The 22,085-nt window shown below is 34.4% G+C and carries 21 protein-coding genes; 3 read left to right on the top strand and 18 right to left on the bottom strand.

The annotated features are described in order from the left end of the window. Positions 1–527: 527 nt before the first annotated feature. On the top strand, positions 528–1,697 hold the full coding sequence (locus tag J3U27_RS07920; protein WP_267377213.1) for a phosphoethanolamine transferase: 1,170 nt from the start codon (positions 528–530) through the stop codon (positions 1,695–1,697). 120 nt (positions 1,698–1,817) lie between these two features. Here J3U27_RS07920 and J3U27_RS07915 read toward each other — a convergent pair whose 3' ends face one another. From J3U27_RS07915 to J3U27_RS07860, 12 genes are all read right to left on the bottom strand, one after another. Continuing rightward, positions 1,818–2,171 (bottom strand): PTS glucitol/sorbitol transporter subunit IIA, encoded by a 354-nt coding sequence (locus J3U27_RS07915; protein WP_065734494.1) that lies wholly within the window; start codon positions 2,169–2,171, stop codon positions 1,818–1,820. Positions 2,172–2,189: 18 nt separating this feature from the next. Continuing rightward, positions 2,190–3,215 carry a PTS glucitol/sorbitol transporter subunit IIB gene (locus J3U27_RS07910; protein ID WP_267377212.1) on the bottom strand — a complete coding sequence of 342 codons (1,026 nt, stop codon included), beginning with the start codon at positions 3,213–3,215 and terminating at the stop codon, positions 2,190–2,192. Between the two features lie 12 nt (positions 3,216–3,227). After that, positions 3,228–3,749: a PTS glucitol/sorbitol transporter subunit IIC gene (locus J3U27_RS07905; RefSeq protein ID WP_065734496.1), complete on the bottom strand. Its 522-nt coding sequence runs from the start codon at positions 3,747–3,749 to the stop codon at positions 3,228–3,230. Between the two features lie 45 nt (positions 3,750–3,794). After that, positions 3,795–4,181, bottom strand: coding sequence for a transcriptional regulator GutM (locus J3U27_RS07900; RefSeq protein WP_065734497.1), 387 nt, complete (start codon positions 4,179–4,181; stop codon positions 3,795–3,797). Positions 4,182–4,260: 79 nt separating this feature from the next. Continuing rightward, entirely contained in the window at positions 4,261–5,508 is a 1,248-nt protein-coding gene (locus tag J3U27_RS07895) for an NAD(P)H-dependent oxidoreductase (RefSeq protein ID WP_065734498.1), read from the bottom strand. A 217-nt stretch (positions 5,509–5,725) separates the two neighbouring features. Further along, positions 5,726–6,673 carry a sugar-binding transcriptional regulator gene (locus J3U27_RS07890; protein WP_065734499.1) on the bottom strand — a complete coding sequence of 316 codons (948 nt, stop codon included), beginning with the start codon at positions 6,671–6,673 and terminating at the stop codon, positions 5,726–5,728. A 359-nt stretch (positions 6,674–7,032) separates the two neighbouring features. Further along, positions 7,033–9,039, bottom strand: coding sequence for a transketolase (gene tkt / locus J3U27_RS07885; protein WP_267377211.1), 2,007 nt, complete (start codon positions 9,037–9,039; stop codon positions 7,033–7,035). 115 nt (positions 9,040–9,154) lie between these two features. Next, complete coding sequence (gene tal / locus J3U27_RS07880; RefSeq protein ID WP_065561718.1) at positions 9,155–10,105, bottom strand: transaldolase; 951 nt, start codon at positions 10,103–10,105, stop codon at positions 9,155–9,157. Positions 10,106–10,875: 770 nt separating this feature from the next. After that, entirely contained in the window at positions 10,876–11,112 is a 237-nt protein-coding gene (locus tag J3U27_RS07875; RefSeq protein WP_065561719.1) for a FeoC-like transcriptional regulator, read from the bottom strand. 15 nt (positions 11,113–11,127) lie between these two features. Then, entirely contained in the window at positions 11,128–13,428 is a 2,301-nt protein-coding gene (gene feoB / locus J3U27_RS07870; protein WP_267377210.1) for a Fe(2+) transporter permease subunit FeoB, read from the bottom strand. Next, on the bottom strand, positions 13,425–13,661 hold the full coding sequence (locus J3U27_RS07865) for a FeoA family protein (RefSeq protein ID WP_065734513.1): 237 nt from the start codon (positions 13,659–13,661) through the stop codon (positions 13,425–13,427). Before J3U27_RS07865 ends, feoB begins: the two co-directional genes overlap by 4 nt. Positions 13,662–13,852: 191 nt before the next feature. After that, positions 13,853–14,227 carry a nitrous oxide-stimulated promoter family protein gene (locus J3U27_RS07860; RefSeq protein WP_255561409.1) on the bottom strand — a complete coding sequence of 125 codons (375 nt, stop codon included), beginning with the start codon at positions 14,225–14,227 and terminating at the stop codon, positions 13,853–13,855. 72 nt (positions 14,228–14,299) lie between these two features. Between J3U27_RS07860 and J3U27_RS07855 the strand changes: the two genes are divergently transcribed. Further along, on the top strand, positions 14,300–15,130 hold the full coding sequence (locus J3U27_RS07855) for a shikimate 5-dehydrogenase (RefSeq protein WP_267377209.1): 831 nt from the start codon (positions 14,300–14,302) through the stop codon (positions 15,128–15,130). Positions 15,131–15,333: 203 nt separating this feature from the next. On the opposite strand, the gene J3U27_RS07850 is transcribed toward J3U27_RS07855, so the two are convergent. The 6 genes from J3U27_RS07850 to coaE form a co-directional block, all read right to left on the bottom strand. Continuing rightward, on the bottom strand, positions 15,334–16,287 hold the full coding sequence (locus J3U27_RS07850) for a carbohydrate kinase family protein (protein WP_267377208.1): 954 nt from the start codon (positions 16,285–16,287) through the stop codon (positions 15,334–15,336). A gap of 422 nt (positions 16,288–16,709) precedes the next feature. Then, positions 16,710–18,467, bottom strand: a complete 1,758-nt coding sequence (gene ycaO / locus J3U27_RS07845) for a 30S ribosomal protein S12 methylthiotransferase accessory factor YcaO (protein WP_267377207.1) — start codon at positions 18,465–18,467, stop codon at positions 16,710–16,712. Positions 18,468–18,498: 31 nt separating this feature from the next. After that, on the bottom strand, positions 18,499–19,518 hold the full coding sequence (gene tsaD, locus J3U27_RS07840; protein WP_267377206.1) for a tRNA (adenosine(37)-N6)-threonylcarbamoyltransferase complex transferase subunit TsaD: 1,020 nt from the start codon (positions 19,516–19,518) through the stop codon (positions 18,499–18,501). Next, the gene (yacG, locus tag J3U27_RS07835) at positions 19,518–19,730 is read right to left on the bottom strand and encodes a DNA gyrase inhibitor YacG (RefSeq protein WP_065734517.1); all 213 of its coding nucleotides are present in this window, start codon (positions 19,728–19,730) and stop codon (positions 19,518–19,520) included. Before yacG ends, tsaD begins: the two co-directional genes overlap by 1 nt. A gap of 25 nt (positions 19,731–19,755) precedes the next feature. Next, complete coding sequence (gene zapD, locus J3U27_RS07830; RefSeq protein ID WP_065734518.1) at positions 19,756–20,493, bottom strand: cell division protein ZapD; 738 nt, start codon at positions 20,491–20,493, stop codon at positions 19,756–19,758. Next, positions 20,486–21,100: a dephospho-CoA kinase gene (gene coaE / locus J3U27_RS07825; RefSeq protein WP_267377205.1), complete on the bottom strand. Its 615-nt coding sequence runs from the start codon at positions 21,098–21,100 to the stop codon at positions 20,486–20,488. Before coaE ends, zapD begins: the two co-directional genes overlap by 8 nt. Positions 21,101–21,423: 323 nt before the next feature. Between coaE and lexA the strand changes: the two genes are divergently transcribed. Continuing rightward, positions 21,424–22,050: a transcriptional repressor LexA gene (gene lexA / locus J3U27_RS07820; RefSeq protein ID WP_065734520.1), complete on the top strand. Its 627-nt coding sequence runs from the start codon at positions 21,424–21,426 to the stop codon at positions 22,048–22,050. The last annotated feature ends 35 nt before the right edge of the window (positions 22,051–22,085 follow it).

The raw sequence follows: 22,085 nt of genomic DNA, 5'->3' as shown, positions 1-22,085 counted from the left end.
ACTTAATCTAACTTAATAAATATAAAAGTCATAAAAGAAATTAAATTGTAAATAAATTTATATTGCTTAAAATTTAATTACTTATATAATTTTTGACCTCTTCAATGGATTGTTATTAATATAAATTTGTAATGTTAAAAAAAGAATTACTATCGCATGTTATTTGTATTTGTCTTTCAGTAGTATTGGTTTACTTATTAGGTTACCCGCTAAGATTTGATAGGATACTTCTTACTTATTTTTCTCTAATTTTTTTAGCTAGATTCACTTTTTTCCGTTTCTTATTCGGATTAACATTCGTCATAGCTGCACTTTATTTTCCAATAGGATTTTATTATGGATATCCCAATGTTGCTGTAATCAGTGCCATATCAGAAACTGATATCGATGAAATGCAAGAATTCTGTTCGCAATTACCTCTCTATTTTTATTTAATACCATTCCTATTAGTAATTTTCTTTATTCTTTTTTTTAAAAAGTTTAGATTTCCTAAAATAAAAAATTATTATGTTATTGCAGTAGCATTAATGATTTGTTTTTATAAACCGGTTAAAAGTGCCATCAAATATCAGCCAACTACTTTATCTTCGATAACAACTTTAATAATGAATAACTTCAAATATCCCTTATTTGAGTTTTGCTTCGATTTATATTCAAGTGCAAAAATATATCAGACTGAAAAGGCTGAACAACTTAGACAAATACAACAACCCAATACCATACCCATTGTTTCTGTCAATCCTAAACATAAAACCTATGTTGTTATCATTGGTGAAAGTGTTCGTAAAGATTACATGAGTGCTTATGGCTTTAAATATAATAATACTCCTTTCACCAATAAAAATGCCTCAGTGATTTGGGATGGATTAATTGCTCCTGCATCAAATACCCAATCCTCAATTCCACATTTAATTAGTCAGTCTAGCTATTTAGATGATAATGAAGTCAATGCTCAATTAAATAATAATATTATTGCTATTGCTAATGATGCTGGATTTGAAACCTATTGGCTATCTAATCAAGGAAAATTAGGTAGAATGGAAATAACTGTACCAAGAATTTCCGCTTATAGTAAAAATATCTTTTACACTAAAAAAGGTGAGTACAATGGTAAATCAACTCGTGGTAAATATGATACTTTACTATTACCAGAATTTGACTCCTTATTATCTAAAAAGCAAGATAAGCCAAAACTTATTATTATGCATTTAATTGGCTCACATCCTCATTTTTGTAAAAGATTACAATTTGATATTCAGTTCGATCTAAAAAACGAAAATATATCTTGTTATGTCAGTAGCATTAAAGAAACCGATGACTTAATAAAATCTACAATTGATATATTGAAAAAACACAATGAAGATTACTCTGTAGTCTACTTTGCCGATCATGGGCTTTCTCACGCTGAGAAATATCAAGATTTAAGGCATAATTGGGAATACCAAAATAGTTATCAAGTGCCATTAATATTTTTTGATTCATCAGAAAAAAATCAAATTAAAATCAATAAACAAATTACCGGATATCAATTCGTATATCTACTAAGTCATTGGATGGGGATTGACTTAAACGTTCACCATGATTATATGCAATATAATCTGATTGATATCCCCGAACAAAAAGATATTCAAATTAAAGATTGGAAAAATAAGTTATATCCATTTGATAATTTGAAGAAAGATCCTAATCCGTATTAAGTATTGATGTTTACTGATTAAGATCAATTCACCATCACTAAATTAATAGTGATGGTTTTTCAAAATTTGTTGAATCAAAAATAATAATTATTGTCTACAAAATGGATAAATTCCTAGCTATTATTCAAAACAAATATCATCACCAATATTTAAATCAGGAAAAACAGCAGGTTCAACTTCTATTGCACCTGGCAAAATGCCATCATCACTTTGTTTAAAATAAATAGAAATATGACCTAATTCTTCAAAGTTTTTATTTGCCTCACTGCCAACCTGTTTAATGGTATATTTATGCTTACCTAACGTAAACTCTTTACCTTCAACCAATGTTTGATTAGGCTTTTTATGAAATTCATGAATAACACAAATTTCACGTAAATCAGGTGTTGCCATTGGACCAAATAGAATGATAACTTTTTCTTCCTTGAATTCTGGAACAATTGAACCGATTTCAGTAATGATACTTTTAGCCATATTTAACCCTTTTTTAGTTTAGTACATTCCAATACTCATAACCCATGCAATAACAACAGCCAATATTCCAGTTATCATACGACTATACAATACTGCGGGTACACCAAATTGAACTGTTTTAGGTTTTGCTTCACCTAAAGATAATCCAACAGGAATAAAATCACATCCAGCCTGAGCATTAATAGCAAATAACGCAGGTAATGCATACGCAACTGGAATTGCACCAATTGCAATTTGCGAACCAATCAGAACCCCAATCACTTGCGCTATAACTGCTCCTGGTCCAAGAATTGGAGATAAAAATGGTAAGCTACAAATAAACGCAATAACCATCATCCCCCATATTGAACCTGCCAAAGGTGACAATGTTGTAGCTATAATATTACCAATTCCTGTGTAATTAATAATCCCTATAAGCATACTAATAAATGCCATGAAAGGAATAATGTTTTTAATTAACATATCTGTCGAATCGCGACCAGCTTGATAAAAGATCCCCATTGCCTTACCAATACCTCGTGATAATTTAATCAACAAGCTTTCCTTTTGATTTTGGGAATGTTCTTTCTTTATTTGTGCATATTTTTCTTTGAATTTTTCGCGATCCAAAATTGGATCTTCAACCGTTTGCTGTTGTTGATCCTGCGAAGATGTCGTCGTTGATTGTTCATTATGACCTTCTGATAACATTATGTTTTGAGGTTTAACGCCTGAAACAAAAACATCTTCAGTAATATGTTTTGCTAGAGGACCAGTTGGCGCAGATGGAATAACATCAATGGTAGGAATTTTTTTCATTGGATAAACACCAATTCGAGCTGTACCACCACAGTCAATAATTGCACACAAAATTTCATCTTCTGGAATTGCATTTTTAAAGCCATCTACAGCCTCACCACCTGACAATTCAGCAATTTTTTGGGCTACTGGATGAATACCACCACCAGTAACAGAAAGTATTTTATGTTTTTCAGCAGTTGGCGTTAAAGAAAAACCTTTTCCCCAGCCACCTTGGCCTTTCTCGATAAAAATTGTTTTATACATCGTGACTCTCCCCTACAGATTTTCTTTACGCATCAAAAATTTAGTAATCATTTCGGTAATAACACCACGCATTAAAATAATAATAACACCAGCTAAAAAGTACCGAACAGAAAGACTCGAAATGTTATAACCCGCATCCATAACACCATTTGCAATACCTAGAAATACAAATAACTCACCTGCGTTTGCATAAGGAAACAAACCGGTCACTGGGTGCAAAAAAGAAACAACCGAATCATAAAAAGCCGGTTTTTGCTCTTCTTTAACAAAGCGACCAAAAGTATAAGCCATTGGGTTAGTTAACATTAAAACTGAAAGTATTGGCATTAAACTGTAACGCAATAACATATTCTTAGCAGAAAATTGAATAGCTTTAGTGACTCTTTGTTCACCAATAAAAGCAATTAAAGAATAAGTAAATGTCAATAGCACAATTAAAAGCGGGACAATTCCAGTCATAAATCCAACAAAGACTTGCCCACCAGCCTGAAACAACCCAATAAAATGGGTTCCAAACCACTCAATATATTCCATTATTATCTCCTTTAAAGTTGTAATAACGCTTTTATTAATGTTTAATCAAATAGGAACTTGATTTGTTCCCATTTTTATAATTGCTTTTTCTTCAAGAGAGAGTCTTCTAGTTCCACTCTCTTCTTGTAAATTAGTTAAAATTTGTGATAGATAGCACCCATTAAATTTTGGTAAAGGTTTAAATTTGGCAAATACAGATTTTCCTTTTAAAATCTGACAATCCTTAATCATATTATTTTCATCAATTACCATAACCACAATCGCACTTGAACCAAACCATTTACGTTCAATAGCTGTATAAAGATGATAATTTTTAGAATTTGAATATTGTTGAGTTATTTTGTATATATATCTTTGATAATACTTAATTTGCATTAAGCTCAATATAGACTGTAAAACAAAAATAACAGTGGCAATTATTACAATATTCATATTTTTCAACCCTATTAAATCTAGTTAACACATCGCTTTAAAAACTGCTGAGCCTTATTGCTCAGCAGTTCTTATATTTTTAACTAAAGACTTCATCTTGAAGTTTACGTAATTTCCAAACTGTTGTTGTTTCATCTAAAACAACATCATCTTCAGTTAAAAACTTACCATTTGGAATATCTCGTTTAGCAACAACATTACCGCTGATAAGACCAATTGGAATATTTTTGTTTTTCTTCATATCTGCATGTGTTTCAATAACACCGCGGACACAAAAACCACCAATACCATCAAGTTTCTCACCTCGTTTAATATTCTTTTTAGCGACCGCAACAGTTTCAGATACAGGAGCGCCACAAGGAACAATGGCGGTATCGTGATTTAAAATCGCTTTAGCAATCGTCATTGGTGTTTCAAGGCTAGCTAAGTGGAAAGGACGATATAAAATATGATGATCCCTATCACCTTTTTTCATCAAGTAATTCAATTCATTACTAACATTTGGATTTTGTCCTTTAACAATAACAAAAATCCCAGGTGCTAAACCATCTACATATTCAACAACGCCAAATTTATTAAGAACACCACCGTTTTCTTTAAGGTTTAAATCTTTAAGAACAGAATCTAAATCACCTTTAACACCATGCATACCCACTACATCTGGAATAAATCCCATTGCATTAGAAAGTAAATTCATTTCTGCCATCGTTTTCGTACCATCTTGGAATGCTGCTAACATATGAGATGACATATGCTTTGAATCAGCTTCAGCTTGTGCAGTATCAGGGTTTGCCTCGATTTTTAATTTATTATTTTTCCCTTTACCTACAACTAATACTTCCATACCCATTGATTTAGCAAATTCGTACATTTCAAGAGTTGCAGCTGGTTCATCACCATCAGAACCGGTATAGATAAGATCTGCAGCACTAAATAGTTTATGCATCAAAGGACCTATCGTGATATCAATTTCAACATTAAGAAGAACTAAATGTTTTTTGGCCAATAATGTTTCTAAGGCAATTTTTGCACCTACTTCTGGCACCCCAGTAGCATCGACGATTATTTCAACATCTTTTGATTGGATCACTTCTTTAAAATTTTTAGAAACCAGAATACTATTTTTCTTACTAGCACTAGCCTTATAATCTTTCGCTGCTTGTTGTGCAGCTTTTAAATTAATATCACTAATTCCGGTTACACTCATTCCAGGAATGGTTGCTATTTGCGCTATCATTCCTCTTCCCATTTGACCAGCACCTATAACACCAACTTTAATCGGGTTGTCATTTTCTTCTCTTTGTAACAATTGTTTATATATGGTCATTATTATGTTCTCCTTATTAATTTTTTTAATTAAATAGATATACTAACTATTTATCATAAAGATAACATAACAAATCATAACTACAATTAGGAAAGTAACGTTATGTGACTTTTGTCACAATAAATGACATTTGTCACCAATTACAAATTTAGGACATAAAAAAGCCTCTTTTATAAAATAAAGAGGCTTATTAACTAAAATTAATACTATAAAATTATTAATGATTAATATTTAAAACATATTCTGCCATTTTGTCAGTCATAACGATAACATCAATAATCTTAGAATTTAAAGCTGCAACGACCGCTTTTTCTTTATTTTCACCAGAGACAATTGCAACTACTGTTGGAATTTTACGTAAATCATCTAACCCTAAACCTATAATTCTATGATTTATAGGGCTTTTCGATTCATTCCCGTCAGAAGTATAAAAACGTGAATTACAATCTCCTACTACATCGTAATAACGAAACTCCTCAAGATCTTTGTTATTAATATAACCAATCTCTTCCATAGTACTATTATGATAAGGATTAGAAATACCTACGATTGCCATATCAACCGTTTTACCTTCATTGAGAACTTCATTTATATATTTATTTTTGCATAAATCTTTTTTCATTGTTTCGTCTTCAACCAGTGCGGGGGCATAAAGGTATTTACATGTACATTGCATCTTCTTCTTAAGATCATAACAAATTTGATTTGAATGTAAGTCTACTTCCTCGGCGCCCATGCCACCAATTAAAGGTACAATAACAAGCTCTTTATGAGTGATATAAGGGAACTCGTTAACGAATTTCCTAATCGTTTTTCCCCATGAAATACCTAAAGTTTTAACTTTCAAAATTCGTTTATTCAATGCGTAAACTGCTTTTTTAGCTAACCAATTGGTAGATTCCTCATAAGATAAATCATGCGTAGCAACAACAATCGCTTCTTCCAATTTGAATTTACTTTCAAGTTTTTGCTCTAATTCAACTGTATATGCTGTTTCATCCTTGATAAAAATTTCGACAATACCCAATTCTTTCGCATCTTGTAATTTTTTAGAAATAATTGATCTCGAAATACCTATCTTCTGAGCTATCTGAGCCTGAGTCCAACCGTATTGGTAATACCAAGTCGCAATCTTGACTAAATCTCGCTTTTCTTCCCATCTCATAAATCACTCCTATAATTAACAATAGTCAGCTAATATAACAAATGTTTTACCCATAGTAACATAAATGGAAAAAAATCATATATTAGGTCAATTTTCCTCATGAATATAATTCAAAATAACTAAAATATAGTTTAATAAAAATAGTTGTAGTCAATTGAAAATAAATAATTTATAAAAATAAATCATATTAAAAATAAGTTATAAAAAGAATGTTATAAATTGGTTATGGAGTTATTAGCGACAAAAGTAATAGATAAAGGGGGATTTAAGAATTGGGATCTAAAAAATATAAAATAGAAATATAAAAAAACTTCGCTAAAGTTATTAGCGAAGTTTTATTTTGTTAATGAAACTATGATTTATTTCAATAGGCTTTTGGCTTGGTTTAAAACATTTTCAACCGTGAAACCAAACTTAGCAAATAGTTGTTCTGCTGGGCCTGATTCACCGAAGGTTGTCATGCCAATGATTTTGCCGTTTAAACCGACATATTTAAACCAATAGTCACTAATACCAGCTTCGATAGCGATACGAGCTGTTACTGAAGATGGTAATACTGATTCTCTATAAGCTTGATCTTGCTTATCAAATGCATCAGTTGATGGCATTGAAACAACTCTTACTTTTCTACCTGCTTCGGTTAATTTGTGATAAGCCTCAACAGCTAGCTCAACTTCTGAACCTGTTGCAATAAGGATAAGTTCTGGCGTACCGCTACAATCATTTAAGATATAACCACCACGGTAAACATTAGCTAGTTGCTCAGCTGTACGCTCTTGTTGTTTAAGATTTTGTCTTGAGAAGATAAGTGCAGTTGGACCATCTTTTCGTTCAACCGCATATTGCCAAGCAATGGCTGATTCAACCTGGTCACAAGGACGCCAAGTACTTACATTTGGTGTCACGCGTAAGCTTGCCATTTGTTCTACTGGTTGGTGTGTTGGGCCGTCTTCACCCAATCCAATTGAATCATGAGTATAAACGAATAAAGAGCGAATCTTCATTAATGCTGCCATACGTACTGCATTTCTAGCATATTCCATAAACATCAAGAAGGTTGCACCATAAGGAATAAAGCCACCATGTAAAGAAATACCATTCATAATTGCTGACATACCAAACTCACGCACACCATAATGAATATAGTTACCAGCAGGGTTGGCTAAAATTTCTTTAGAACCAGACCACATGGTTAAATTACTTGGCGCTAAGTCAGCAGAACCACCTAAGAATTCAGTTAATACTGGAGCAAATGCTTCAATTGCATTTTGTGACGCTTTACGAGTTGCAATTGTTGCTGGATTTGCTTGTAATTTATTAACAAAATCTTTGGCTGTTTGTTGCCAATTACTTGGTAAGTCGCCATTCATACGGCGTTTAAATTCTTTCGCTAAATCAGGATAAGCTTTAGCATAGGCATCAAAACGAGCATTCCATTCATCTTCACGTTGTTTACCTTTAGCTTTTGCATCCCATGCATCATAATATTCTTTTGGAATTTCAAATGCAGGATGAGACCAACCTAATGCTTTACGTGTTGCTTCAATTTCAGCATCACCAAGAGGAGCCCCGTGACTTTCATGGCTACCGGCTTTATTAGGCGAACCAAAACCGATGACAGTTTTACACATTAATAATGATGGTTTATCAGTTACAGCTTGTGCTTGTTCGATAGCTTCAGCTAACGCTTTGGCATCATGTCCATCAATACCGCGAATCACATGCCATCCATAAGCTTCAAAACGTTTAGCAGTATCATCAGTAAACCAACCTTCAACTTCACCATCGATTGAAATACCATTATCATCGTAAAAAGCGATAAGTTTGCCTAATTTAAGGGTTCCCGCTAAAGAACAAACTTCATGAGAGATCCCTTCCATCATACAGCCATCACCCATAAATACATAAGTATTGTGGTCAACAATCGTATGGCCAGTCTTATTAAATTGAGCAGCTAATGTTCTTTCAGCTATTGCCATACCCACTGCATTAGCAATACCTTGACCAAGTGGACCTGTTGTGGTTTCAACACCTGGAACATGACCAAATTCAGGGTGACCTGCTGTTTTAGCATTTAATTGACGAAAGTTTTTTAAATCATCAAGCGTTACGTTATAACCAGTCAAATGTAACAAGCTATAGATTAACATTGACGCATGACCGTTGGATAACACAAATCGGTCACGATCTGCCCAATTTGGATTGGTTGGATTATGTTTTAAAAATCCACGCCAAAGTACTTCAGCCATATCAGCCATCCCCATTGGTGCACCTGGATGACCTGATTTTGCCTTTTGCACGCCATCCATACTTAATGCTCTTATCGCATTTGCTAATTCGCGGTGGGATAGTGTGGTTGCATTCATGATAATGATCTCCAAAAAATATTTAATAATTCATTGATAGTCTGCGATCAGCAGACAATTAAAACAGGTTTGTAACAAAATTAAAAAGGGGAACTCTCTCCCCTTTTATTAATAATTAAAGCAGTGCCCCGATCATATCTTCGAGTTTACCTTGATCGACCGCAAAGGCTCGAATGCCTTCAGCTAATTTCTCAACTGCCATTGCATCACTATTATGTTGCCATCTAAACTCAGCTTCAGTCATTAACGATGGACGTTCTACAATTGTTTGATTCGGATTCAATTTGCGTTCTACTGGCGCATTTGATTGTTGCATTTCCGCTAATAAATTTGGTGAAATGGTCAAACGATCACAACCCGCTAACGCTAATATTTGATCAACTTTACGGAAACTTGCTCCCATCACAATTGTTTTATAACCATGCTGTTTATAATAGTTATAAATATTACGAACAGATACTACGCCCGGATCTTGATCGGCAACATAAGGTTCTATTGGTTTCTTTGCTTGATACCAGTCATAAATACGTCCAACAAATGGTGAGATTAAAAATGCATTAACTTCTGCACAAGCTCGCGCTTGAGCAAAGGAAAATAATAAAGTTAAATTACAGTTAATACCTTCTTTCTCTAAAACTTCCGCTGCTTTAATTCCTTCCCAAGTTGAAGCGATTTTGATTAGAATTCGCGATTTATCAATGCCTTTTTGTTTATATAAATCGATAATTTTCCTAGCTTTTTCAATACATCCCTGTTTATCAAACGACAATCTAGCATCGACTTCGGTTGAAATTCGGCCTGGAACTGTTTTTAGAATTTCGGCGCCTATATTCACCGCAACTTGATCACAAGCATTAACCAATTGTTGTTCTTTACTGCCACCTAATTTTTTAGCAGTATCAACAGCTGAATCAATTAAAGAACGATATTGAGGAAGTTGAGCTGCTTTTAACACAAGCGATGGATTCGTCGTTGCATCTTCTGGAGAAAACTGTTTAATCGAATCAATATCACCTGTGTCGGCAACCACGACAGTTAATTTTTTAAATTCATCTAATTGGCTCATACTTCAAATTCCTCTACTACATGTTTTTTAAACATAATTATAATAACATTTATTAAGTAATAAAACGACAGGATAAAGTCGTTTCAGTTCAGGCTATTTTTATCAAAAATAGTATAAAAACAAAGCAAAATTAAAAGTTAGCAAGCTCAAGCAAGCTAAATTTAAGCGTAATTCAACAACTCGTTACTTTAAAACTCATCGTAATAAAAAACGTTCTACTTCTTCAGCAAATAGACCACTTTTAAATTATGATTTTTATCTCAGTTGAATCAATTTTTAGCAAATTCAACCCTTTTCCATCCATTGCCATAATGTGATCACTATTTTTCACGGCGGATAATCTATCACGGCATTATACTGTATGTATTTCATGACCTTATTTAAGCAATGTAACCTAAAATACTGTTTTAATATGCTACAATGCTTTGTCTCACTTTACATAAAGCATCATCTGCACCAATAGCTTCATGTTTTATATTTTGTGTTTCATCACACCAAAATGAACATGCGTTCATATTAATATCATTTGTTACTTTGAGGTATAAATAAATTCAATTTTGTGATGTAAGTCTCGAAAAAAGATATTGAATAAAAAATATATTGACCTTTTTATTTAAAAGATAACAAAAATAGGCAAAAATAAGCGGTTAAATTTTTAAAAAAGTGACAGGGTTTAATCAAAGGTTAAAGATTAATACATTTGATACATTTAGTCTATTTAAGGCAGATTAACCTGATTTAATTAATTAAGATTGTTAAAAGAAGATAAATTATTGAACCCAAACATAATTGGGATAAACGGCTAAATTACAACTAATACATGCAGAACACTGCTTACCAGCACAAGTTAATAAATTATTATTTACTAATTTAATGACTCCTTTATTTACCCAAAAATCAAGCATCGGTTCAACGGCGCTTTCAGGTAAACGAAAGTGACGAGCCACATCTAGCAAATTGGCTCGCCCTCGTAATTGAACATAATCTCGGATTGATGTTATAAGCATAAAAATTAAAGTCTATTATTCACAACAAGCCGATTTATTGTGTGAGCGTGGTTTAGGTAACTGATAATGATTAAAGCATGGCAGATTCCCAAGTTTACGCATAACAACAAAAGTCAGAATAATAAATCCCCCTATACCAGTTAGCCAATATGGTGCAAATGTTGAATGACCTAATAAACTAAATTGGTAATAAATCGTTGCACATAACCACCCAATAACAAATGTCCAAACTGCAACAAAGATCATCCATTTTAGCCCTGCCTCACGATAAATGGTGCCTAATGCTGCTGCACACGGTGTGTATAGTAGAATAAAAATGAGATAAGCAATGGCAGAAGTTGAAGTAATGAAAGAATTGCTTATTTTAGTTATCGTAATTGAATCAACAGATAATTCATCTTGTCGGCTATCTTGATTAACGAGCCCGAGTGGATCGCCAATTGAGTTTGCTAAATCAATAAGATGAGCAGGAATCGTGGAAAAAGCTGACTTAATTCCACCATAAAATGAAAACTCTTCTTGCTCATGATGATCCATTGAATAGAGTGAATTTAAAGTTGCAACCACTGATTCTTTGGCAAAAATTCCGGTAAAAATACCCACGGTAGCTGGCCAATTTTGTTTATCAATCCCCATGGGTGTAAAAGCTGGCGTCACTTTTTGGCCAATAACAGATAGCATAGAGTCATTCGAATTTTCATGCCCAAACGAACCATCAACACCCCATGAGTTTAATATGCTAAGTACTGTCACCATCATTACGATTGCTTTACCTGCTCGTAAAACAAAGCTTTTTAGCCGTTGGCAAGTTATTCGCAACATACTGCGTAAAGTCGGAATACGATATACCGGCATTTCCATAATAAATGGTGTTAATTCGCCTTGTAGCAAAGTATTTTTTAAGACAAAACCGGTCAGCATCGCCACAAAAATACCAAGTAAATACAACATAAAAACCACAACCGATGCATAATTAGGAAAGAATATCACAGCAAACAATGCATAAACTGGCAAACGTGCACTACAAGACATAAACGGAATTAGACAAATAGATAAGAGACGATCACGAGGGCTATCTAATGTTCTTGTCCCCATAATAGCTGGCACCCCACAACCAAATCCCATTAACATTGGTACAAAGGCTTTACCGGGTAGTCCGATACATCGCATAAAACGATCTACAATCATCGCAGCTCGAGCTAAATAACCTGAATCTTCCAAAAAAGATAAAACAAAAAACATCGCCGCAATAACTGGAATAAATGTTGATACAGTCGTGATCCCATTACCAAGCCCGTCAGCTAAAATAACCGTTAACCAAGTTGGCGCATGCAGCATATTTAAAAGGTAATTAAAGCCATCAACAAAAATCGTACTAAAAATACCTTCAAAAAAATCAACAAAAACGGAACCAAAATTAATCGCAACCAAAAACATGGCATACATTGCAAACAAAAAGAAGGGAATCCCAGTAAAACGTCCTAAAGCTAATTTATCCAATTTTTCAGTAAGATTTAAGCTGGCCTCACGAGGTTTATCGACCACCATTTTGCAAACCATATCAATCGTATCGTAACGTATAGAGGCTAAGGCTACATCAACTTGATAATCAAAATTAATCGATACCAAACGACGACAAGTCTCTAACTTCTCATTTTCAACTAAATCAAATGAGGGATCAGAACCATTAAGCAATGCTTCTATTAATTGCCACCGGTTAAATTGATGGATTTTGCTCGTCACGGGTAATTCATGCAAATAGCGATTAAAGATCACTTTTGAATCCCAATTTAAGGTATCTATTGTTGGTTTTGCTATTTTCAGATCTAGAGTGCTAATTTGTATTTGCTGATAAAATTGTGTTAATCCCGTCTTTTGCGTAGATGAGATAGCCACAACTGGGCAACCTAATAGTTTCGAGAGTTTAGCGATATTTAATTTTTCCCCCATCACAGTGAGAGCATCAACCATATTAAGCACAATTATCATCGGCACTTGCATATCAATTAGCTGAAAAGTTAAATACAAGCTACGTTGCAAATTGGTTGCATCAATAACATTAACAATCAAACTGTCTTTGTCTGTTAACAAAAACTGACGAGTAATAAATTCATCTTGAGCGGTTGAATCTGACTCAATGGAATAAGTTCCAGGCAAATCAACAACATCATACTGTGTATTTTGATAATCAAATGAGCCTGACTTATGCTCAACCGTCACACCAGGCCAATTACCAACACGCTGCTTTGAGCCAGTTAACAAATTAAATAAGGTGGTTTTACCACAATTGGGATTACCAATTAACGCAATTTTCATGCAACTACCTCAACTTCGATGGCTGCGGCTTCACGTCGACGCAAACAGAGCAAAAAACCTCGAAGGCTTATTTCAATCGGATCACCTAGTGGTGCAATTCGCAATACCTTCAATTTACATCCAGGCGTCATCCCCATAGCTAAAAGTTTGCGACGAAAAGGTAAAGAGTCAGGTAACAGACGTTTAACAACAGCCTCGTGACCTATAGAAAGGTGTTCAAGCGTAAATATCATACTTCCTATCAAATACGGTTGTATTTCAATAAATGGCGATATTTTAAAAGATAATCATTCGCATTTTTAGTGTTTAACTGCGAACAAATCGCAAAGAACATCTAAAATAAGTGAAAACAATTGAATTTATAGGCAAATTAGAAGATAACCCTGACAAAAGTTGATAATTCAAGGCTCAAAAACCCCGCTCCTCAACTTTTTTTTGCATTAGAAAAGCGCTTTTCTACAAATCTCTTCAAAATCGTTTTTAAGTTTTTATTAAGATGCTTGATAGCCATTATAGGGTGATAAATCATCATTCTTGGACCAGAATAACGCATGACTTCTTTTATTCTCTGCTTGTAGTCTTTACGGTAACAATGTTTTAAACAGAGTTCGCAGGTAGTTTTAGACTCGCCAAATCGGCACATAGTCAATCGTTGCATAGCGTACTGTAATAGATCATTACACTCATCGCATAACTGGTTTTTTGAAGTATGGTGTTTTTGGTGACAATAAAGATATATCATCACTTTTACTGTGTTTTTTTCCTGATTTATTTTGGGGCCAGTGTTGTTTGCAACCATAATTAAATATATATCGGTCAAAAAGATGCTAGAATACTAAATTAATTAGTATGATCACAAGGATTTTGGTTAATGGCAAGAATTATCAACAAAGATACTACTGTTTGTATGTCACTTTCAGCTAGACCAAGTAATTTTGGTACTCGCTTTCATAATTATTTATACGAAAAATTGGATCTAAATTATATCTATAAAGCCTTCACCACCAATAATTTGAAAGATGCAATTTATGGTATTAAAGCATTATCTATTCGTGGTTGTGCAATTTCGATGCCTTATAAGCAAGCTTGTATTGAATTTATTGATGAATTAGATGTATCAGTACAATCCATTCAAGCAGTGAATACGATCGTTAATACCGACCACTATTTAAAAGCGTATAACACCGACTATATTGCTGTAGAAAAACTAATTAAGGCCAATCATATTAACAACAACACGCCATTTGTTTTAAAAGGCAGTGGAGGCATGGCTAATGCGGTAATTGGCGCTTTTTATGATGCTGGTTTTAAACATGGGATTGTATGTGCCCGAAATCAGATTAAAGGCGAAGCTTTAGCTGAGCGTTACAATTATAAATGGGTTAAGGATGAGTCAACCATTACGCCAGAACAAGCAAAATTAATTATTAATGTGACCCCTATTGGTATGCAAGGTGGCGTTGAAGCAGATCAACTAGCATTCAGTGAAGCCCTGATTAATCATGCCGATATTGTATTTGATGTGGTCGCCCTACCAATTGAAACACCACTAATTAATTATGCAAAAAAATTAAATAAAACTGTGATTACCGGTGCAGATGTTGTTGTGTTACAAGCCGTTAAACAATTTATTTTGTATACCGGTGTTACGCCTAGCGATGAACTCATCAATCAAGCTGCTGAGTTTGCCAGACAAGGTTAATCTCATTGATAACATAATTTGTAAAGCACACGCTAAAAAATCTCTTGATTCGGACGTTTATTCCTTAATGAAATACAGGTTAAAACGTCCAAACTTACCTAAAATCTGTTTAATAGAAAAACTCGAACCCCCCTTTTTTACTCCAAAAAAAGTTGAGGAGCGGGGTTTTTGATGTTTGCAAACCTTCTATAAAATATCATTAATTAAAAATAGGGAGTAAAATGCTTACTAAACGTTTTACCTACTCGATTGATATCAACCAAGTTTGGCATAGCGCTTCGCCCTCTTTTTTGCTGGTTAACAGCAGCAACTGATAGATTTGCAAATAATAGGGTCTTTTCTAATGGCCAATCATAACTAATGCCGTAAGCAAAAGCGCCCTGAAAAATATCACTTTCGGTCATCTTATCAATCGATTGATTTTTAAAACCGGGAATAATGATGACTTCTTGACGATCAAGATATGCACTTCCCTTTTCACCCATGCGGATGATGACTTTACCGCGAGTTAAACTACGCAATTTTTTAAATGCGTCTTTAATTGTTTTCTTATCACTAAAGGATTTTATTTTTAAAAATGCACACGCAAATTGTTCAGTTACAATGACATAATCTGCATGTTGAGCTAGGTACAGACTCGAATCAGACAGACTATCTATACTCATAATAACTTTCGTTTTAGGTAAATTCTTGATGATATATTCACTTAATTCGGCTTCATATCCATCCACTAAAATAACAATATTGTAGCCACGAATGGTTTGCATAAAGTGATTGAGTTTATTTTTTTCATCATCAGTTAATTTTGGTGGCGTGGTTAATCGGTGCGATATAATGGTTTGCATTCCGGTTTGTTCATCAATGGTGATTGCTTCTAATGGGGTGATCATGTTTTCTGAAAAAATAAATTGCTCAGTATTCACGCCTGCATCAGTAAGTTCAGAAACAATCTGATTACCATAGGAATCATTATTTAAATGACTAATGTGATAAATAGCTTCGCCCCAAAGTGCGAGCAAATAAGCCGTATTAGCACAAGAACCACCTCCACAACGGACTATATTATCTGGCGGGATAACACCGTTTTTTTCTAAATTAGGTGAAGTAAAACAAACTAGATCTAAACAAGCAAAACCTACGGTAAGAATTGTCATCATTTAGCCTCAATAAATGGATTAATTTAAAAAAACTAAAAATTGAAAATTTTTGACTTAACTTTGTTCGACTTGATTTAAATAATTATGCCAGCGTTCAAACTGCTAGAGAGAAAATGAAAAGCAATAAGGGAATCTACTTATTGCTTTTAGAAAAACGATGCCTCAAAAAGGCTTTATCATATAAAACTATAATATATTATTATAGAACAACCCGTTTAAGGATTCATTTTATGCTAAGTGAATTTTTTAAGTTTAGTAAGCATAAAACTTGAATTTTGTGACATAAGTCTCAAATATAGTCCTTTTATCACTAAATATCAAATTCAAATGTACATAAAATCATCAGCAAAGACGGTTTAGGTTTATCACTGATGATGAATACTTTCTCTTTAAATAATGATTTATCTTAAAAAACAGCAATTTTACATGGTCTGCTTTAATTTGTTGTAGACCTCTAAAAGTTTTTGATGCATCACAAATTGATCCATTGGATGATTATGCTCATTGCTAATCAAATCAGCGAGGCCAAAAAACTGTTTTTTGCCTGTTGCATATTGCCACATTTCGTCAACGCAAGTTTTTCCATACATTTTATTGAATGCATTTTGGTAATCACTAAATTGGTTTTCGCCTCGTTCAATAATAAAATTCACTAAGGTTTGCAAACAACGATAAGCATGGTTACGTTCAGACGTAAAGATGGATTCGTTCATTTCAACCGTCCAATCGATCCACAATTTTGCTTGTGGTAAATCACCAGCGGCTAATGCCAGCATAGCTTTTAATTCACCAATTCGTAAAGTCAGCCATGCATTATCTTTACCTGTTGCAATGCCAAGCAGTTCACGAACACGAGCAAAATCATCTAAACCTTCATCATCGAACTGTTCAATAATTGCCAGCAACTCTTTTGCTGTTCGCTTTTGATGAGGAAGCGATAAGATCAATTCGCGTAAATGGATCGCCATATTATTGTTTGCGATCAATAGATCTTCAGGCGGATAGATTTCTGACATGCCGACAGCTAAAATACGGCAAGCATAAACCCCAAGATGTTGGTAATCCATGATCAGGACTTCAATTTGATGACGATTAAAAATTGCCATTAAATTGGCAAATTCTTGCTCTGTCGATCCTGAAAAATCCCAATCCACAAATTCATAATCCGATTTTTCATTAAACAGATCCCACGAGATTAAGCCACTTGAATCGATAAAATGCGTTTCTAAGTTGCTTAAATCGGCAACATCATCATTATCAAAACTTGGTGGTGAAAACACATCCAAATCTTTAAGACTTCGTCCTTGTAAGAGTTCGGTAACGGTTCGCTCAAGAGCCACACCAAAATTAGGATGCGCACCGAAAGAGGCATAACAAGTACCATTTTGAGGATTAAATAAAACAACACAAATAACGGGGAATTCGCCACCTAATGAGCCATCAAAGCAGTAAATCGGGAAGCCTTCGTTTTCTAGAGCGTCGATTGCAGCTAATACTGCTGGATAACGATTGAGTACTTCGACAGGTATGGTTGGCAGACTGATTGCCTCAGTAATAATTCTATTTTTAGTGTAACGTTCGAATATTTCTGACAGACCTTGTACTCGTGCTTCGTTTGGAGTATTGCCTGCTGACATTCCATTAGAAGCATATAAATTAGCTATTAAGTTAACCGGTACATAGATGGTTTGACCATCGGATTGTTGTACAAACGGTAAAGCACAAATCCCACGTTCACCATTACTTGACTGTAAATCAATTAAATCGGTAGCAGTTAATTCATGATCCGGATCATAAAACTTGAGTAATTTTGGCGATAATAATCCTTTAGGTAAGCTATTATCTTTCGGTATCGTAAACCATTTTTCAGTTGGATAATGAACAAATTCACTATTGCCAGCTTTTTCACCTAAATAAAAATCAGAAAAAAAGTAATTGGTTGAAAGTCTTTCAAAATACTCACCAAGAGCAGAAGCTAATGCCGCTTTTTTGCTAGCGCCTTTACCGTTAGCAAAACAGAGTGGACATTTAGTATTTTGAATATGTACCGACCATACGTTAGGTACAGGATTAAGCCAAGATGCTTCTTTAACAACTAAGTCAAATTTTTCCAATTGTTGTTGAAAATAGTTAATCGAATCTTCAAGTGCTGCATCTTTACCGGGGATAAATGTTTTCATTAAAAAACCTTTTTAATATAGCTTGAACAATTTATTTGTCATTAAGTTCACTTAATGGCCATCTTGGTTTGACTTCTATTGCCAGATCAGCAAATTGTGAGGATTTAAGGTGGATCATACCTGCATAAGCAATCATCGCACCATTATCTGTACAAAATTCTAATCTCGGATAATATACCTGCCCTTTTCGCTCAGCCATTAGTTGAGCTAATTTACGGCGTAACGTTTTATTGGCGCTAACACCACCAGCGATAACTAAACGATTAAAACCGGTGAGATCTAAAGCTCGACGTGATTTAATTAACAACGTATCGACTAATGCATCTTCAAATGCTCTAGCAATATCAGCTTTGCTTCGCTCGTCGAGGTCTTGCCCTTGTTGATGAATAGTATTTGCTGCAGCCGTTTTTAGACCGGAAAAACTAAAATCTAAACCCGGTCTATCTGTCATCGGTCTTGGAAAATGAAAACGTGACGCATCGCCTTGCTCAGCAAGCTTAGATAATTTAGCGCCACCAGGATAATCCAATCCTAATAATTTTGCTGTTTTGTCGAACGCTTCACCTGCCGCATCATCAATCGATTCGCCAAGTAACTCATATTCGCCAACACCAGTAACTTTAATTAATTGAGTATGACCACCGGAAACGAGCAAAGCAACAAAAGGAAACTCGGGCGGGTTATCTTCTAACATAGGCGCGAGTAAATGGCCTTCCATATGGTGCACCGCAACCGCAGGCACATTCCAAGCATAAGCAAGCGAGCGACCGATAGATGCACCAACCATTAATGCACCAATTAACCCAGGCCCAGCGGTATAAGCCACGCCGTCAATATCACTGGGTTTTAAATTTGCTTCTTTCAATGCAGCTTGAATGAGCGGTACCGTCTTACGAATATGATCGCGCGAAGCGAGCTCAGGTACGACGCCACCGTAATCAGCATGTAATTTGATTTGTGAATAGAGTTGATTGGCGATAAGACCTTGCTTGTCATCATAAATAGCAATCCCCGTCTCATCGCACGAGGTTTCAATGCCTAAAATCTTCATTAATGTTTACTCATCAGATCAGAAATTTCGTCTTCACTCCAAAGATCTTGTTCAGAAAGTTCTTTATCAGCGATGCGATGTTCTTCTGTGGCCCAATCACCTAAATCAATCAATTGGCAACGTTTACTACAAAACGGACGATATGGACTTTTTTCAGACCATTCAACATCTTTTTGGCAGGTAGGACATTTTACAATGGTATTTTTATTCATTTAAACGCTCTTAAATTCTATTTGACTAACAACATGCAAGTTCAAATTCGATTGCATCAATATTGTTATTATCGCCAGCATAAAGGGGTAAAAAACGAATACTATAACGAGACATGTGACCGGATACTTGAGGATAAACATTTTTATCCAAAGCAACACGAATTCGAATCAAACTCACATCACCATTGGTTTCTTGGAAGAAATTGTTGGTACAAGTGAAAAGACTAAATTCGCCTAATTGTCGAATAAATTGTAAACAAGCTTTCAAAGGCTCATCAAGTACCGCAATATGTTTTAACCACTCATCAACTTGTGAATTGCGTTTTTCTTGTGTTTGATTTAACCATAAATGAAATGATGGTAAATCAAAACTACAACATCCACCTGGGATCATCAAACGCTGACGAATTGCCGTAATAAAACGGTCATCTTTCAAAGCTTGTCCTAAGCGTAAACTCGAATTAAACTTTGTTAAAAAAAGATCATATTTTTTAAGCATATCGCCAAGTAACTCTTTATCTACACCATCAAGTTCAATCCAAGATAGTATTTTCTGTTTTTGAGCTTCGATCTCTTTAATTAAATCGCCTTTAACATCATTACGCTCAACGATTTCTAATAACTCTGATAATGCATGAAAAAACAATAATGCATTATTTTGTGAGAAATGGCGATGTAAATGTAATTGTTTAAGTAAAAACTCAATACGTAACCAAGTACGCATTCTTTCATTTAATGGATGTTCGAAAATTATGTTATTCATAGCTATTCTTAACTTTTAAGTTATGTAGATATTGCTTATGCAAGTTATCTACTTGAATTTTCAGTGACTCTAAATCACCATCATTCACAATAATATCATCGGCAAAGGCTAAACGATCGGTCAAACAAACCTGTGTTGCAATCATTTTTTTTGCCAATGACTCACTAATTCTATCTCGATTAATCAGGCGTTCTAATTGTAACGCTTCTGGAATATCAATCATTAAAACGCGATCAGCCAGCTGGTGTAAATTGTTCTCAATTAATAAAGGCACCACCCATATCACATAAGGGTTGGTTTGCTGAGCAAACTGTTTTTGCGTCTCTTGTGCAATAATCGGGTGCAATAAATTATTTAACCATAACCGTTCATGATCATTGTTAAAAATGATCTCTCTTAATTGACCGCGGTCTAATTCACCATTTTCTAACAAGATTTCTTGGCTAAAATGTTTAGTAATTTGCTCCAAAGCAGGCGTACCTACTTCAACCACTTGGCGAGCAATAATGTCAGCATCAATAATTGGAACGCCTAATTGAGCAAATAGATGGGCAATGGTACTTTTACCACTTGCAATGCCTCCACTAAGAGCAACAATATAAGACATAAATCAAATTCCAACTAAAATGACTATATTAAGGGATTATATCATACAACTGGGCAACAGAATATATCGCATCTATCCCTAAAATAATTTTAATAATTGCCCGCAAAAGGTCCCACATAAAACATTTAAATCATCTCTGTCAGAATATCATCAATAACGCATTTTGATGAAAAAATGCCGCCATATTTTGTGATTTAGATCAAAAATAATACTTTTTGTGTATTTTTTAATGTCCAATATCAAAAAAATTAGATAAAACAGTTGTTTTGTTCGTATAGCTGTATATAATCACATGTATCTGTATATAAAAACAGGAATAAACCATGAGACCATTAACCGAACGCCAACAACAAATTTATGATTTAATTAAAGAAAACATTCAAACAACCGGTATGCCACCGACTCGAGCGGAAATTGCCCAAAAATTAGGATTTCGATCCGCCAATGCAGCTGAAGAACATTTAAAAGCATTAGCTAAAAAAGGGGCGATTGAGATGATAGCTGGCTCATCTCGTGGAATTCGTTTATTACTTGAACAACCTGATGACGCATCCGATTTTGAAGGCATCCCTTTAATTGGTAAAGTAGCTGCTGGCTCACCAATTTTGGCACAAGAACATATCGAAAGCCATTATCAAATGTCACCAGCATTATTCAAACCACAAGCTGACTTTTTATTAAGAGTTCAAGGCATGTCAATGAAGGATATTGGTATTTTAGATGGTGATTTACTTGCCGTTCACAAAACTCAAGATGTAAAAAACGGCCAAGTGGTTGTTGCGCGCATTGATGACGAAGTCACCGTAAAACGATTATCGCAAAAAGGAAGGCATGTAAAACTTCTAGCGGAAAATCCTGAATTTGCGCCAATCGATGTTGATTTAGAGCAACAAAATTTTGCCATTGAAGGTATCGCGGTTGGTATTATTCGTAATGGTTCATGGATGTAATCTTAAAGTTAGTATAAAATATCCAATAATTGTTG

The organism is Gilliamella sp. B2911 (assembly GCF_026536965.1).
Taxonomy (GTDB): domain Bacteria; phylum Pseudomonadota; class Gammaproteobacteria; order Enterobacterales; family Orbaceae; genus Gilliamella; species Gilliamella apicola_E.
This window is presented reverse-complemented; position numbering and strand designations above follow the sequence as displayed.